This is a genomic window from Allokutzneria multivorans (assembly GCF_039537405.1).
In the GTDB taxonomy this organism is placed as follows: domain Bacteria; phylum Actinomycetota; class Actinomycetes; order Mycobacteriales; family Pseudonocardiaceae; genus Allokutzneria; species Allokutzneria multivorans.
This window is the reverse complement of sequence record NZ_BAABAL010000009.1, coordinates 153461-167155: the sequence shown is the minus strand read 5'-3', so window position 1 is coordinate 167155 and position 13695 is coordinate 153461. Positions and strand designations below refer to the sequence as shown.

General features: G+C 68.7%; 17 protein-coding genes. 3 read left to right on the top strand and 14 right to left on the bottom strand.

Going from position 1 to position 13695, the window contains the following annotated elements; genetic code table 11:
* Positions 1-2 precede the first annotated feature (2 nt).
* Genes ABD798_RS15710 through ABD798_RS15700 form a run of 3 tightly spaced genes read right to left on the bottom strand, consistent with a single transcriptional unit; the run spans position 3 to position 2352 of the window.
* The gene (locus tag ABD798_RS15710) at positions 3-593 is read right to left on the bottom strand and encodes a hypothetical protein (RefSeq protein ID WP_344875303.1); all 591 of its coding nucleotides are present in this window, start codon (positions 591-593) and stop codon (positions 3-5) included.
* 59 nt (positions 594-652) lie between these two features.
* Positions 653-1201 carry a DUF2165 domain-containing protein gene (locus ABD798_RS15705; RefSeq protein ID WP_344875301.1) on the bottom strand — a complete coding sequence of 183 codons (549 nt, stop codon included), beginning with the start codon at positions 1199-1201 and terminating at the stop codon, positions 653-655.
* Positions 1198-2352 carry a DUF6923 family protein gene (locus ABD798_RS15700; RefSeq protein WP_344875299.1) on the bottom strand — a complete coding sequence of 385 codons (1155 nt, stop codon included), beginning with the start codon at positions 2350-2352 and terminating at the stop codon, positions 1198-1200. Before ABD798_RS15700 ends, ABD798_RS15705 begins: the two co-directional genes overlap by 4 nt.
* Before the next feature lie 241 nt (positions 2353-2593).
* On the opposite strand from ABD798_RS15700, the gene ABD798_RS15695 reads away from it, so the two are divergent.
* On the top strand, positions 2594-3280 hold the full coding sequence (locus tag ABD798_RS15695; RefSeq protein WP_344875297.1) for a bestrophin-like domain: 687 nt from the start codon (positions 2594-2596) through the stop codon (positions 3278-3280).
* Positions 3281-3301: 21 nt separating this feature from the next.
* Here ABD798_RS15695 and ABD798_RS15690 read toward each other — a convergent pair whose 3' ends face one another.
* Complete coding sequence (locus tag ABD798_RS15690; protein WP_344875295.1) at positions 3302-4171, bottom strand: ADP-ribosylglycohydrolase family protein; 870 nt, start codon at positions 4169-4171, stop codon at positions 3302-3304.
* Complete coding sequence (locus ABD798_RS15685) at positions 4168-4797, bottom strand: TetR/AcrR family transcriptional regulator (RefSeq protein WP_344875293.1); 630 nt, start codon at positions 4795-4797, stop codon at positions 4168-4170. The genes ABD798_RS15690 and ABD798_RS15685 overlap by 4 nt, the downstream gene beginning before the upstream one ends.
* Positions 4798-4850: 53 nt before the next feature.
* Here ABD798_RS15685 and ABD798_RS15680 point away from each other — a divergent pair, with 53 nt between their 5' ends.
* On the top strand, positions 4851-5666 hold the full coding sequence (locus ABD798_RS15680) for a CPBP family glutamic-type intramembrane protease (protein WP_344875291.1): 816 nt from the start codon (positions 4851-4853) through the stop codon (positions 5664-5666).
* Here ABD798_RS15680 and ABD798_RS15675 read toward each other — a convergent pair.
* The 6 genes from ABD798_RS15675 to ABD798_RS15650 form a co-directional block, all read right to left on the bottom strand.
* A complete protein-coding gene (locus ABD798_RS15675; protein WP_344875289.1) occupies positions 5630-5821 on the bottom strand; it encodes a hypothetical protein in 192 nt (63 codons plus the stop codon). The genes ABD798_RS15680 and ABD798_RS15675 overlap by 37 nt on opposite strands.
* 527 nt (positions 5822-6348) lie before the next feature.
* On the bottom strand, positions 6349-6798 hold the full coding sequence (locus tag ABD798_RS15670) for a cytotoxic translational repressor of toxin-antitoxin stability system (protein ID WP_344875287.1): 450 nt from the start codon (positions 6796-6798) through the stop codon (positions 6349-6351).
* Positions 6774-7190 (bottom strand): prevent-host-death protein, encoded by a 417-nt coding sequence (locus ABD798_RS15665; protein ID WP_344875285.1) that lies wholly within the window; start codon positions 7188-7190, stop codon positions 6774-6776. The genes ABD798_RS15670 and ABD798_RS15665 overlap by 25 nt, the downstream gene beginning before the upstream one ends.
* Before the next feature lie 65 nt (positions 7191-7255).
* A complete protein-coding gene (locus ABD798_RS15660; RefSeq protein ID WP_344875283.1) occupies positions 7256-7867 on the bottom strand; it encodes a hypothetical protein in 612 nt (203 codons plus the stop codon).
* A gap of 138 nt (positions 7868-8005) precedes the next feature.
* Complete coding sequence (locus tag ABD798_RS15655; protein WP_344875281.1) at positions 8006-8422, bottom strand: type II toxin-antitoxin system VapC family toxin; 417 nt, start codon at positions 8420-8422, stop codon at positions 8006-8008.
* Positions 8419-8679 carry a type II toxin-antitoxin system Phd/YefM family antitoxin gene (locus ABD798_RS15650; RefSeq protein WP_344875279.1) on the bottom strand — a complete coding sequence of 87 codons (261 nt, stop codon included), beginning with the start codon at positions 8677-8679 and terminating at the stop codon, positions 8419-8421. The genes ABD798_RS15655 and ABD798_RS15650 overlap by 4 nt, the downstream gene beginning before the upstream one ends.
* A 47-nt stretch (positions 8680-8726) precedes the next feature.
* Between ABD798_RS15650 and ABD798_RS15645 the strand changes: the two genes are divergently transcribed.
* A complete protein-coding gene (locus tag ABD798_RS15645) occupies positions 8727-9191 on the top strand; it encodes a hypothetical protein (RefSeq protein WP_344875277.1) in 465 nt (154 codons plus the stop codon).
* Positions 9192-9249: 58 nt separating this feature from the next.
* Here the strand turns inward: ABD798_RS15645 and ABD798_RS15640 are convergent, their stop codons facing one another.
* The 3 genes from ABD798_RS15640 to ABD798_RS15630 form a co-directional block, all read right to left on the bottom strand.
* The gene (locus ABD798_RS15640; protein WP_344875780.1) at positions 9250-12069 is read right to left on the bottom strand and encodes a vitamin B12-dependent ribonucleotide reductase; all 2820 of its coding nucleotides are present in this window, start codon (positions 12067-12069) and stop codon (positions 9250-9252) included.
* Positions 12070-12296: 227 nt separating this feature from the next.
* The gene (gene nrdR, locus ABD798_RS15635) at positions 12297-12788 is read right to left on the bottom strand and encodes a transcriptional regulator NrdR (RefSeq protein ID WP_344875778.1); all 492 of its coding nucleotides are present in this window, start codon (positions 12786-12788) and stop codon (positions 12297-12299) included.
* Positions 12789-13069: 281 nt separating this feature from the next.
* Positions 13070-13432 (bottom strand): LysM peptidoglycan-binding domain-containing protein, encoded by a 363-nt coding sequence (locus tag ABD798_RS15630; protein WP_344875275.1) that lies wholly within the window; start codon positions 13430-13432, stop codon positions 13070-13072.
* Positions 13433-13695 lie beyond the last annotated feature (263 nt).

Genomic DNA, 13695 nt, shown 5'->3' with positions numbered 1-13695 from the left:
ATTCAGCGAGTGCCGCCCCGGGTGGGTCGATCAGCGATCTCGTCGTTGAGCCTGCGGAACCTGCGGTAGTCGCCTGCGCTGACGAACATCGGCGGCACTCGCAGCAGGAACCACGCCAGCACCAGGTCGGCCTGCCCGTAGGTGGTCCACTCGCCGCCGAAGCGGGTGAACAGCAGCATCCGCCAGCGCACGCGCTCGCGGAACAGGTCGACCTCGGCCTCGGTGAAACCCCAGTACCGCAGGTCGTCCTCGATCCGCTCCTTGACCTCGTCGTAGTCGCGGTCCAGGAACGGCTCCAGCAGGTGGCCCCACACGTCCGGGCGGTGCGCCAGGGTCACCCCTGCCGCCCACAGCCGCTCGGCCAGCTCCTCGCTCTGCTCGGCGGCGAGGAAGACCGTCCTGCCGTCCTGTAAGCGCAGTTCCGGCGGGGTCGTCGAGGGATCGGCGTCGCGGATGTCCGACCAGGCCACGAAGTCGCCGACGTAGCTCGCCTCGGCGGAGCCCGTCCGCCATTGCAGCCGCATGCCGTCCGGTTCGAAGCGCACGGGACCGGAGACGGGGAGATAGGCGAACACGAAGGCCAGTTCTACCACCTCCTACCGACGACACCCGGAATTTCAGCCTCGCGCCAGCAGGTCGGCACCCATCCGGATCACGGGAGCGGTCGCGACCGGTCGCGCGTGCGCCCGCCGAGCGCGACGATCAGGCCGATCGAGGCGACGACCACGTTGCGGAACGCGGCTTCCACGCCGTTCCACTTCGAGGACTGCCACATCTGGAACCACTCGCCGCCGATCGCGATGAAGCCGCCGCCGAAGAGCAGCACGGCCATCACCCACCCCAGCACGGACAGCCGCCGCGCGGTCTCCTCGCCGCCGCGCCGCAGCCACGCGACGAAGGCGGCGACGAGCACCAGCGCGGTCACCGCCTCCCACGCGATGATCAGCACGTAGGCGATGGTGACGGCGGTGGGGCTGGTGATCGCCCGCCACATCACGTCGGGGTCCTGGAACGTGGTGTCCATCGCCAGCACGTGCACGACGAACTGTTCGTTGGTGCCGTAGTCGGTCACGTTGCCGAAGACGATCAACGCGAAGTACAGCGCCGTGACACCGGTCAGCGCGGTCAGTGCGACCCGCGCCGTCCCCAGCCTCGCCAGAGCGTTCATGTCCTTGTCCCCCTTGGCATGGGCGAGTCTCACCTGCGGTTACGGTACGCCGCGGCGGCCGATCCCGCGCCCATCATCACCATGACGACGGTGGCGATGGCCCACTTCCGCGTCGGCGTGATCGAGGACTGCGCAACCTCCTCCTTCTTGAGGTCCGTCACCGGCAACGGCTTGGACTTCGGCTTCGGCGGCGGGGCGGGCGGCGGCGCGGTGGTCGGGGGCGGCGGCTCCGTCGTGGGTGGCGGCGTGGTCGTCGTCGTCGTCGGCGGCGCGGTGGTCGTCGTGGTCGGGCGGGGCTTCGTCGTGGTCGGCGGCGGGGGCGGAGGAGGCGGCGGAGGCGGAGATGGCGGCGCCGCAAGGCATCCGGCCGCGTCCGTCGCGACGAGCCGCGGCCCCTGCGCGACCTCGCGCGTCGCTCCGGAGCCGTCCAGGGAGATCTGGAAGACCCGGCTCGCCCCGTGCGTGTTGTTGTTGAGCGCGTACATGGTCCGCGCGGAGTCGATCACCACGGCGCCGTAGGTCGAGGAGCCCGGCAGCGCGGGGTGCGTCGGCAACTGGGTGACCGCGCCCGTGGACGGGTTGATGCGCACCAGGATCCCGTGCAGCGGCCCGCTGGAGGAGACGCCGTAGAGCTGTCCGTCGGCCTCGTTGACCGCGAAGTCGTCGACGCCCTCGACCGGCCAGCTCGGCCGCATCCGCACCGAGCTGAGCACGCCGAGGAAGGTCGGGCTCGCCGGGTTGATGTCCAGCGCGTACAGGGTGGAGTCATCGCGCAGGTAGAGTCGGCTCCCGGAGACCGCGCCCGCGTAGGTGTCGAGGAAACCGCTGTGCGGCAAGCGAACCGGCCCCGTCGTGCGCACCGGCCCGAGATCGGTGGCGCGGCCCTGGTTGTCGATGGTCACCACGTGCGCGACGTGGCGGAACGGCCCGCTCCGCCCGCGCGAGGCGATGCCGTAGGTCAGCCCTTGGGAGCGCGCGAAGCCGATCGCGTTCACCGCGAAGTCCAGCTGTCGCTGGGAAACCGGGTTCCACGACGGCGACTGCACGCGCAGCAGGGTGGACAGCGAGCCGCCGCTCGCGGTGCTCACCTGGTAGGCCGTGCACAGCGGCGGGGCCGCCTCGGCGCTGTCCTGGCCGTCCGGCAGCGGGACGGAGACGACCAGCACCAGCGCCGTGCCGCACACGACGACGATTCGACCCCGCCACCGTAATGGAGCAACGGAATACGACATTCGAGCACCACTTCCGGTATCGCACCGTGTTTTCACCCGGCGCGGACGCCTTCTGTCCCATCTGTTCAGCGACTGTACGGCCCCAGCGCGCCGTGATGTAATTCTGCACCAGAAAGGGGCCGAATTGAATATCTACACCATTGGGTTACTTTGGGTCCTGGGTGCTTCGGCCGTCGCCGCCACGATCGCGGTGGTGCTGCAGACGAAGTTCGGCTGGGACGACGAGCGCAACAACTCCTCGGCGGGCAGCGTCTTCGCCGTGGTGGGCGGGCTGCACGCGGTGCTGGTGGCCTTCGTGCTGATCTCGCTGTTCGACGCGGCGGCCAAGGCGCGCTCGGACTCCGCGGAGGAGGCCAACGCGCTGGTCGCCGTGCACTGGGCCGGCAGTTCGCTCCCCGAGCCGACCAAGGACCTCGTCAAGGAGCTGAGCAGGTCTTATGCGGCCACCGTGCTCAACGAGGAGTGGCCGAGACTGCGCGAGGGCGAGCCCGTCGCGACCTCCGGCGCGCTGACCCTGGAGCGGCTGAAGAACGTCATCGCCGAGGCCAAGCCGGACGGCGACTGGCAGGAGAGCAGGCAGGCCGAGGCCGCCAACCAGCTGTGGCAGGTCTACCAGTCGCGCCAGGCAAGACTGGAGGCGGCGGGCAAGGGCGTGAACAGCGTGGTGTGGTTCGCGCTGATCATCGGCGGCATTATGTCTGTTTCATTCCCGTATCTTTTCGGCGGCCCCAACCTGATCCCGCACGTCATTATCGTGGTGGCGCTGACCGCGACCATCACACTGCTGCTCTTCGCGATATCGCAGATGGAGAATCCGTTCAGCGGCGGCGCCCAGGTCAACCCGGACGCATTTCGCGCCGCCACCGAACGGCTCCTCTAGGGGGTGCCGGAAAAGCTCCCCTCACCAGCCGGGAAGCGGTTCCCTCGCGGCCAGCCAATCTCTCGGAACCGCCGTTCGGGTGGCCACAACGCCGCCGACGATGGCCCCCGTCGTGTCGACGTCGCCGCCCGCCTCGACGCACGCGGTGATCGCCGCCGCGTAGTCGTCGAGGTGGGTCGCGGCCGCCCACAGGGTGAAGGGAACCGTGTCCTGCGCGGTCACCCTGGACCCGTTACCGAGTTGGTACGCCGCCTCAGCGGTAGTGCAACCGAGCAGCGCGGCGGCTTGGGCAATTCCCTGTCTCACTTGGCCTTCAGCCATCTGGTCTATGACGGCGTCGAGCAGGTCGCGCGCGGTCACCGAGGGGTCGGCCGCGTGCGCCGCCGCCAGGGCGACCGCGACGGCTCCGGCGACGCCTTCCGGGTGCGGGTGCGTGACCTCGGCCGACAGCGCGGCCTCGGTCGCCGCGCGGCCCGGGTCGTCGGCGAAGTGGGCGCCGAGCGGGGCCACCCGCATCGCCGCCCCGTTGCCGCAGGACCCCTGGCCGCCGAAGGCTTCCCTGGCCACTGTGCGCCAAGGCTCGCCCTCGCGGATGCGGCGCAGCGTCACCACCGCGCCAGGGCCGTAGCCGCGATACGGCTCGCAGCGCTCTGCGAACGCCAGCGCGAGCCGATCCTGGTGCACAGAGCCATGATCTCGGAGTTCGGCGGCGAGGGTGCACGCCATCTCGGTGTCGTCGGTCCAGGGCCACGGGGGCGCCGGGGTCGTACCGAGGAGGAGGTCCGGCACGGAGGAGCCGGGAACGAAGAACTGGGCGCCGAGAGCGTCGCCGACGGAGAGCCCGTCAAGAGAGTCGGTGGTGCGTTTCCCTGAGGTCGAGGTCGATGTCATCGCGGCGGATCATGCCAGCCCCCGCGGTGTTCCGGTAGCAGCAACGAGTCGATGTGCGCGAGGACAACCGCGCGCACGCGCTCCGGCGTCATCCGCTCCGGCTCTGTCGCGACCTGCACCGACAGCCCGTCGAACAGCGCGTGCAGCCGGTCCGCCTCCAGGCCCGCGTCGAGCCCCTCCGCCGCCATGCCCGCATCGCACAGCCCGCCGATCACCGTCGCGAACAGCTCCGAGGTCTCACGCGCCGTCTGCGAGTTGAAGGCCCGCGCGTCCGCGTCGATGAGCACTCGGGACAGGAAGGCCACCCACAGCTCCGTCGCGACGCGCGCGTCGGAGTCCAAGGGCAGCAAGCGTTCCACCGTCGTGAACACCAGCGACCTCGGGTCCTCCGGGTTCGCCGAATCCTCCCGCAGCCGCTGTTCAGCCCCGTCCACGGTCATCCGCATCGCGAACGTCAGCAGCTCGTCCTGAGTGGCGAAGTAGTACTGCACCGAGCTCGGCGACCAGCCCGCTTCCCGGGCGACCGCCCGCACCGAGGCCGCAGCCACCCCGTCCCGCCGAACCACCGCCCACACCGCGCTTGCCAGCTCCCGCCTGCGCTGCTCGTGGTCCACGATCTTCGGCATGTGCCCATCCTACATCTTTTCTGTACAGTCGTACGGAAACGAGGAGGGACAGCATGCATCCGTACTTCCGGGCGCTCCTGGGCACCGCCGTCTTCGCGCTCGCCCTCGGCGTCGCGGGAGCGAGCGGGGTCGGTGGGCTGGGCGCCGCGCTGGTGTGCTCCGCCATCGCCGTCCCGCTGATCGTCCTGCTGCGCAAGCGCGTTGACCGCCAACCACTGTCCGATTTGGACGTTCGCTGGTCAGCGCGCTCCTTCGGGCTCGGCGTCCTCGTCACCGCGAGCGCCGCGACGATCACCATCGGCACCGCGACCGCACTCGGCTTGCTGCGCTGGGGCCCGGTAGACCTGTTGGCACTGGTGGGTTTCCTCGGCACCAACGCGCTGATCGCCTTCGCGCTGGAGGCACTGCCGGAGGAGCTGGCCTTCCGCGGCTACGTCTTCCAGAACCTGCGCTCGCGCCACCGCCCGGGCTGGGCGATGTTCTTCACCACCGCCCTGTTCATGATCGCGCCCGGACTGTCCACAGTGGTCAGTTTCGGTGTCTCCACCCTGCTCGGCCGATCAGCACAGCCGCCCTCGATCGCCCCCGTCGGCGAGGAACCGGTGTCCTACCTGCCCCTGCTCGCACTCTTCGGCTACACCCTGCTTGTCGCCAGGATCGCGACAGGATCACTGTGGACCAACATCGCCCTGCACCTGACCTTCTTGTCCGTCAACCGAATCGTCCTCGGCCGCGCGTCCGGTGCCCCCGTCGAGATCCTCGCCCCTGAAGCACTGCTCGCCGTCCCCGCCTACCTCGTCCTCACCGTCGTCGCGTTCAAGCTCATCGCGCGCTACTCAACGACCTCGTCCGCGAGCCTGCGCAAGTAGTCCGCGAACCGCTTGCGATCGGCCAGGTCCCAGTGCGCCACCAGGCTGTCGAACCGCTCCTGCTGCCAACGATGCGAGGCGTTCAGCAACTCCCGCCCCGCGCCCGTGAGCTTCACCGCCACGCGGCGCGCGTCGACCTCCGACGCTTCGCGCACCACGTACCCCGCCGCCCCCGCTTCGGTTTCCGTCAGCTCGTCCCGAGCCCGCGATTCCCCTGGAAGGCACGGAAATCCGTCTCTCCGACCAAAGCTTCGGCCGCGTCCCGCGCGTCTACGTCGAGTGCACTCGTGACCGCGCGCTCGGCATCGCCACCCAGCGCCGCATGCACACCGCCCTACCCGGCGTCCAGGTCCACACCCTGCCGAACGGCCACTCCCCGTTCCTCTCCATGCCGACCACCCCGCAGCCTGCCTGCAAGACCTCACCCACGCCTAGACCGCGAGCGGAGCACAGGGTTCGCCAGTCTTCAAGACCACCCAACCCCCACCCCAGCCGTCTTCAACCGCAGCAAACCCTCACGGAACGCCGGGTGTGCTGCGGTTAACGATGATCAACAGGAGGGTATGCCGGTCTTGAAGACACCCCAACTCGAGGCGAAGTCGGAGTGCTCAGTCGGGGTGCTAGTGGTCGACCAGCGCGCGCTGGCATGATCGACGGGCCACGGAAATCCGCGAGATGCCCGTCATTCTCCCTCGGCCCAGAACCTCTGCAGCCTGGCCGCCGCTTCTTCCTTGCTCATCCCGGCGACTTCGGACTCTTCGAGGCCGACGCGGGTTATCAGCAGGTGCACGAGTTCAACGGGCAGCGCCTCCGCGGACGGCTCGGGCACTCCTCTCGCGGGCCTGACGCCGTCTCGCGCACATGCCCAGAACTCCGGTTCGCCGACCTCGAGCTGATCACGAAGGGTGTGCTTCCACATGCTCGCCCCGTAGCCACTGCGGTCCACGGGATGGGAGATGCGGGTTCGCAGAATCCTGCCGTCAGCGAGATCGAACTCGTAGGTGACGTGGTGGGTCCCGGTGCGCCCGCGAGCGTCCCGCACCCGACGCCATTCCTCGACTCGGCAGAACGTCTCGTGATCCTTGCGCGTCGGCTGGGGCCAGGACGTCACCGCGCGCCGCCGACAAGCCACTCACGCACCTGCTCGTCAGAACTGAGGCTGACCAACTGCACCAGCCCCCAGTTGTCACGGTGGTTCGGCGCGTCGAGCAAGCGCTCCTGCCAGTCCTCGGCGTACTCCCGCAGGGCATCGACCATCTCGCCGATCGCTTCGTCGAACGAGGTGCCGTCGGCGGCGACCGGCAGCCCTGGGATGAACACCGACCAACCGCCGCCCTCCGGCACGACCTGAGCACGTGACGGTACGTTCGACGAGAGAAAGTGACGCAGACGCTCGACGTCCACGACGGCGGTCACGGCCGCGTCACGCCGAACGGTGGCGACCCGTCCTTTCTCAGCGGCGTCCAGCAGGTCCTTCAGATGCGCGCGAGCCTCGGTGTAGCTGTCGAAGTGGACAGCGGACATGTCGGCCTCCCCAGTGGTGTCCCAGCAGCACGCTTTAAGTACGTGACGTACGTCAAGCACTTAGCTCAGTCCGGCATGCTGGTGGAGTGGTCGCTGACGTCGACCAGCAGGGCGGGAACCCACAGGAAGACCTTCGGATCGCCGAGCCCGGACGTCGTGAGCCACGCCGCGGCCCGACGAGCCTCCTGCTCGTCCTGGATCAACCCCCATCGCCCCGGCCGAACGCCCGTCGCCTGCCGAACGTCGTCGACGAGCCCGCCGAGGCAGGTCCACGTGTGCCAGGCGCCGACGTCGAAGCCGACCAGCTCGAAGCCGCTCGCTCGGCCGGAGCGGACGTCGGGGAAGGCCTCCCGCCGGGCCAGGCGTCCCATCATCCCGCCCGCGTCCGGGCCGTAGCCCGCTTCGGCCATGTCCTGGAGCACGGCCGGGGCGTCGGTCGCGGCGATGCCGACGGCGAGCACGCGCAGCCCTGGTCGATCCGCGTGAGCGCGTGATCGTTCAGCCGAAACCGGGTCGTCGAACCAGTCGTCCCAGCCGTCACGATTCGCAGGCACCACGTCCACGACGCAGTCGCTCATCGAGATCAGGTCGGCGCCGGGCAGCCCCGCGTCCTGCCAGTCCGTCCTGACACCTCTCGTCGCCACCAGGTAGCCGGCCAAGAGCCGATCCGCGTCCATCAGAACTTCCCTGTCGTCCGTACGACCACGAGCGGACAAGGTAGAACCGGGGCCGACGTGGCGTCGACCCCGGTTCCGAACAGCTCATCCAGACGCGTCTTGATGCCACAGGTAAAGCTTCTCGTTCACAGCCGGCGATCACGGAGGCGAGCTGAATGGATCCACGAGGCGAACTCCGGTTGACGCGACATCGCTCGTGTTGCGAGTGACAAGGGTCCAGCCACGCACCAGCGCAGTGGCCGCCAGCAACCCGTCGATGGCAGGCACGGGATTGGGAACGTTGAGCCGCCCCCACGTATCGGCGATCTCCGTAGTGATCGGGACGATCCTGTCCTCGTAAGCAGTTACCAGTTGCTTGAGCCAACGCTCGAGAACTTCAGCCTGCGTCGCGTCACGCCGCGCCAACCTCTCGATCCCCTGCCGGATCTCGCCGACGACGAGAACACTGAGGAACAGCTCGGTCGCCGGAACAGAACCGAACCAGTCAAGCACGCCTGCGTTGGGTGTTTTCTTGCGAATCTCGGACACCACGTTGGTGTCGAGCAGAAAACTCACGCACCCTCACCCAGATCAACGACACGGGAAAGTTCCGAAGATCGTTCGATCTCCAAAGCGCTGAGATCCGGCCCTGATCGCAAGAAGTCCTTGAAGTCCTGCGCGCCACCACGCAGACGCCGGTACTCGACGATGTCGATGACGACTGCGACTTCCTGACCGTGCCGCGTGACGAACTGCGGACCGTCAACCTCTACCGATCTGATCAACTCGCTGAAGCGCTGCTTGGCTTCTTGCAACTGCCAGTGCCCGTTCATACACCCTCCCGCACGGTATCTAGACAGTCTAGACAGAACGTCCGGGCTTGTCATCCACAGTCGATGCGGGCTGGCAGTTCGGGGCGATCTTTCCCCTCTTCTGCAAGGTGCTGCCCTGGTCACAGGCCCAGGGCAGCACCGATCACTTCTTCTTGGCTTGCTTCGGCGTCTGCGACAGCGCACTAGCAGCCGCAGCCTTCGCTGCGCCTGATGCCTTCGGGTTCGATAGCGTCTTACCAGCAGCCGAGGCTGCCTTGCTGCCTGTCTGGCGTGAGTTCTTAGCCATGGCCTTCACCTCCTTCCACCGTTTGATCGGCGGCTCGGAAGGTGATTCGATGCAGGCTCTCACACCAAGCACGACACCCTCCGGTCACCCGGATGGCCAGTTCCCTGCGGAACAAGCCATCCGCTGCCCGAACGTCATAGTGACGATCGGCGCATCCGGTCGAGGTGACCCGGCCCGCTTGGCAGCGAGCCGGGTCACCTCCGCTTCTCGGCGAACGAGCCCCTAGGCAGAGGCAGCTTTCCAGCCGTCAGAACCGATGCCGCACCTGTTGTGGAGTCCAGGCGTCAGCTGCAGCCCGAGGTGGAGCCGCAGCCCTCGCAGACGTAGCAGGAACCGGCGGGCCGCATCTTGGTGCCGCAGGTGAAGCACAGCGGCGCGTCGGCGGCCTTGCCCTGGCGCAGTTCCAGCATCTCCATCGAACTGCCGACCTTGCCTGAGGAGTCGGACTTGGCCTTCTCCACCTGCGGCGCGGGCTGCGGGGTGGCGTCGACGGTGGTCCGCAGGCCGGTCAGGTCCACGTCGGAGCCGTAGCCCTGCTCGACCTGGGCGGTGCGCTCGTCGGCGGTGAAGATGCCGAGCTCGGCGCGCTTGTCCAGCGGCAGGTGGTCCAGCGCGAGCCGGCGGAACAGGTAGTCGAGCACGCTGGTGGCGATCCGCACGTCCGGGTCGTCGGTCATGCCCGCGGGCTCGAAGCGCTGGTTCATGAACTTCGAGACGTAGAACTCCAGCGGGATGCCGTACTGCAGGCCCACCGAGATCGACATCGAGAACGCGTCCATCACCCCGGACAGGGTCGAGCCCTGCTTGCCGAGCTTGACGAAGATCTCGCCGAGGCCGTCGTCGGGGAAGGACCCGGCGGTCAGGTAGCCCTCGGCGCCGCCGACGGTGAAGGACACGGTCTGGCTGGGGCGCTTCTTCGGCAGGCGCTTGCGCACCGGGCGGTACTCGATGACGGTCTCGGGCTGGGTCTCACCCGAGGCCTTCGCGCCCTTGCCCGCCGAGAGCGGCTGGCCGACCTTGCAGTTGTCGCGGTAGATCGCCAGCGCCTTGAGGCCGAGCTTCCAGCCCTCGAAGTAGATCCGCTCGACCTCCTCCACCGTCGCCGACTCCGGCATGTTGACGGTCTTGGAGATCGCGCCGGAGATGAACGGCTGCACGGCGGCCATCATCCGGACGTGGCCGATCGGGGCGATCGAGCGCTCACCCATCGCGCAGTCGAAGACCTCGTAGTGCTCGGGCTTCAGGCTGGGCGCGTCCACGACGTGGCCGTGCTCGGAGATGTACTCGACGATCGCCTCGACCTGCTCGGACGGGTAGCCGAGGGACTTCAGCGCGCCGGGCACGGTCTGGTTGACGATCTGCATGGAGCCGCCGCCGACCAGCTTCTTGAACTTCACCAGCGCCAGGTCGGGCTCGATGCCGGTGGTGTCGCAGTCCATCATCAGGCCGATGGTGCCGGTGGGGGCGAGCACGCTGGCCTGCGCGTTGCGCCAGCCGTTGCGGGCACCGATCTCCAGGCAGTCCTGCCAGGCGATCGTGGCCAGCTTGTGCACGGCGGAGTCGTTCTTGTGCATGGTGCGCACGAGGTCGTTGGCCGCGGCGTGCTGGCGCATGACCCTGCGGTGCGGCTCGGCGTTGCGCGCGAAGCCCTCGTACGGGCCGACGACCCCGGCGAGCTCGGCGGAGCGCCGGTACGCCACACCGGTCATCAGCGAGGTGATCGCCGCGGCCAGCGTGCGACCGCCGTCGGAGTCGTAGGCGTGGCCGGTGGCCATCAGCAGCGCGCCGAGGTTGGCGTAGCCGATGCCCAGCTGGCGGAACTTCCGCGTGGTGTCGGCGATCGGCTCGGTCGGGAAGTCGGCGAAGCAGATCGAGATGTCCATCGCGGTGATGACGATCTCGACGGCCTTGGCGAAGGTCTCGGCGTCGAAGGTGCCGTCGGCGCGCAGGAACTTCATCAGGTTCAGCGAGGCGAGGTTGCAGCTGGAGTTGTCCAGGTGCATGTACTCGCTGCACGGGTTCGACGCGGTGATCCGGCCCGACTCGGGGCAGGTGTGCCAGGCGTTGATCGTGTCGTCGTACTGGATGCCGGGGTCGGCGCACTCCCACGCGGCCTTGGCCAGCTTGCGGAACAGGCCCTTGGCGTCGGTGGTGGACACGACCTCGCCGTCGGTGCGCGAGCGCAGGCCGAAGGAGCCGCCGTCCTCGACCGCGCGCATGAACTCGTCGGAGACGCGGATGGAGTTGTTGGCGTTCTGGTACTGGACGCTGGTGATGTCCTTGCCGCCGAGGTCCATGTCGAAGCCGCCGTCGCGGAGGATGCGGATCTTCTCCTCCTCGCGCGCCTTGGTCTCGATGAACTCCTCCACGTCGGGGTGGTCGACGTCGAGGATGACCATCTTGGCGGCGCGGCGGGTGGCGCCACCGGACTTGATGGTGCCCGCGGAGGCGTCGGCGCCGCGCATGAAGGAGACCGGGCCGGAGGCGCTGCCGCCGGAGGAGAGCAGCTCGACGGAGGAGCGGATGCGGGAGAGGTTGACCCCGGCGCCGGAGCCGCCCTTGAAGATCAGACCCTCTTCCTTGTACCAGTTGAGGATCGACTCCATGGTGTCGTCGACGGCCAGGATGAAGCAGGCGGAGACCTGCTGCGGGGAGGGCGTGCCGACGTTGAACCAGACCGGGGAGTTGAAGCTGAAGACCTGGTGGAGCAGCATCCAGGTCAGCTCGTGCTCGAAGACCTCGGCGTCGGTGGCGCTGGCGAAGTAGCCGTGCTCGACACCCGCCTTCACGTACGTCAGCACCACGCGGTCGATGAGCTGGCGCAGGCTGTGCTCGCGCTTGTCCGAGCCCACGGCCCCGCGGAAGTACTTGCTGGTCACGATGTTGACCGCGTTGACCGACCAGCTGTCGGGGAACTCGACCCCGCGCTGCTCGAAGTTCACCGTGCCGTCACGCCAGTTGGTCATCACCACGTCGCGGCGTTCCCACGTGACCGAGTCGTAGGGGTGCACGCCCTCGGTGGTGTAGACGCGCTGGACGCGCAGACCACCGTCCTCGCCCCCTGACGCCGCCGTTGTTCCGCCAGCGCCGACGGTCTCCGTCATGGACTTCCCTCTCTCCTGCTGCTCCACCTGGGCACGCGCGACCTCGTCCGAGCTCCCCGTCCGGTCCGGTCGCACCTGCTGCTTGTTGGACGCCGTGCTCGGCGTCGCGACGGCACCGCCGCTGTCGGTGCCGCCCTTCTGCTTCCCGCCACGCCGTTTACCGGCGGCGGGGGCAGCGGTCGCGGTGCCGCGCTTGCGTCGCGGCCTGTCCTCTTCTGACCCCGCGCTCATCCGCTGGTCGCCTCCGCTGATTCACCCGCTGTGTCGCTGTCGGAGCCTGCCTGCCGCAGGTCCGCGATCTCCTTCTCGAAGTCCTCCACCGAGGTGAAGGACCGGTAAACGCTGGCGAAGCGCAGGTAGGCGACCTCGTCCAGCTCGCGGAGGGGGCCGAGGATCGCCAGCCCCACCTCGTGACTGGGCACCTCGGCCGCGCCGGTGGAGCGGATCGCCTCCTCCACCCGCTGGGCGAGCTGCTGGAACGCGTCCTCGTCGACCGGCCTGCCCTGGCAGGCCCTGCGCACGCCGGTGACGACCTTCTCCCGGCTGAACGGTTCGGTGACCCCGGAGCGCTTGACCACGGCGAGGATGGCCTCCTCCACCGTGGTGAACCTGCGGCTGCACTCCGTGCAGGACCGCCTGCGCCGGATCACCTGGCCCTCGTCCACCTCACGCGAGTCGACGACCCGGGAGTCGGAGTGTCGGCAGAACGGGCACCGCACCCGGCTCACCCCTTCCCTCATGACGCGGGTTCGGTGGTCGCGCGGCGGGCGTCCGGGGTGCGGGCACGACGAACAGAGCGTGCCGGAAGCGACACGCTGTGAAGATCGCGTGAACCCAACCTGTGGACTAGCTGCGCCGAAGCAACCACTAGATGTTGGGGTAGAACCTAGGCACCGAGGCAGCCAGATGCAACTCGCCTGGCCAGGACACGGGCGTGCGAGTCACTCGAAATGGGTGACTTGGTCGCCCGGCAGGGGGAAGCCCCGGGCGTGGCGGCGTGCTACTGCGGCGCACGGCCGTCCGGCACGCGCAGCGGCTGCCCCGGGTGGACCACGTGGTCGGACAGTTCGTTGAGCTCGACGATGCGCTCGATCACCGCGCCGGAGGGCGAGTCCGGGGCGACGCGGCGCGCCAACTGCCACAGCGACTCGCCGGGGCCGACCTCCACGATGGAGACCGCCTCGGGCACGCCAGGCCCGTCGCCGATGCCCCTGAGCTGGGCGAGCAGACCGAGTGCGACCACGGCGACGGCGGTGAGCGCCAGCGCCACGAGAACCCCGCGGACCCGCTCGGCCACGCTCCGGCGGCGCACCCGGCAAGCCACCGCCCGGGAGGCGATGCCGGCGTGGCGTGCGACTGGCACGATCACCGTCCCGCGGCCAGGATGCGCACGGAGGGGGCGGCGGTGGAGCTCGACCACCACCCGGCGGGCGCACCGCTCCCCCTCGGCCCGGGTCTCGGTCCGGGTTTCCGCTGTCCGGGTTTCCGCTCCGATACGCGCCAGCACGGTCATGACACGCCTCCTCGTCCTACCGCTCGCCTCGGTCACCCAGTAAGATCGAACAGACGTTCGATCGAACTGCTGTGCGAATGTCTACCACCCGGGGCGGCGGAAATCGAGCCGAA

Excerpts from the sequence above, each read along its gene's own strand:
- ABD798_RS15690 (WP_344875295.1), bottom strand. The coding sequence starts at position 4,171 with ATGACATCGACCTCGACCTCAGGGAAACGCACCACCGACTCTCTTGAC.
- ABD798_RS15685 (WP_344875293.1), bottom strand. The coding sequence starts at position 4,797 with ATGCCGAAGATCGTGGACCACGAGCAGCGCAGGCGGGAGCTGGCAAGC.
- ABD798_RS15680 (WP_344875291.1), top strand. The coding sequence starts at position 4,851 with ATGCATCCGTACTTCCGGGCGCTCCTGGGCACCGCCGTCTTCGCGCTC.
- ABD798_RS15665 (WP_344875285.1), bottom strand. The coding sequence starts at position 7,190 with ATGTCCGCTGTCCACTTCGACAGCTACACCGAGGCTCGCGCGCATCTG.
- ABD798_RS15660 (WP_344875283.1), bottom strand. The coding sequence starts at position 7,867 with ATGGACGCGGATCGGCTCTTGGCCGGCTACCTGGTGGCGACGAGAGGT.
- ABD798_RS15650 (WP_344875279.1), bottom strand. The coding sequence starts at position 8,679 with ATGAACGGGCACTGGCAGTTGCAAGAAGCCAAGCAGCGCTTCAGCGAG.
- ABD798_RS15640 (WP_344875780.1), bottom strand. The coding sequence starts at position 12,069 with ATGACGGAGACCGTCGGCGCTGGCGGAACAACGGCGGCGTCAGGGGGC.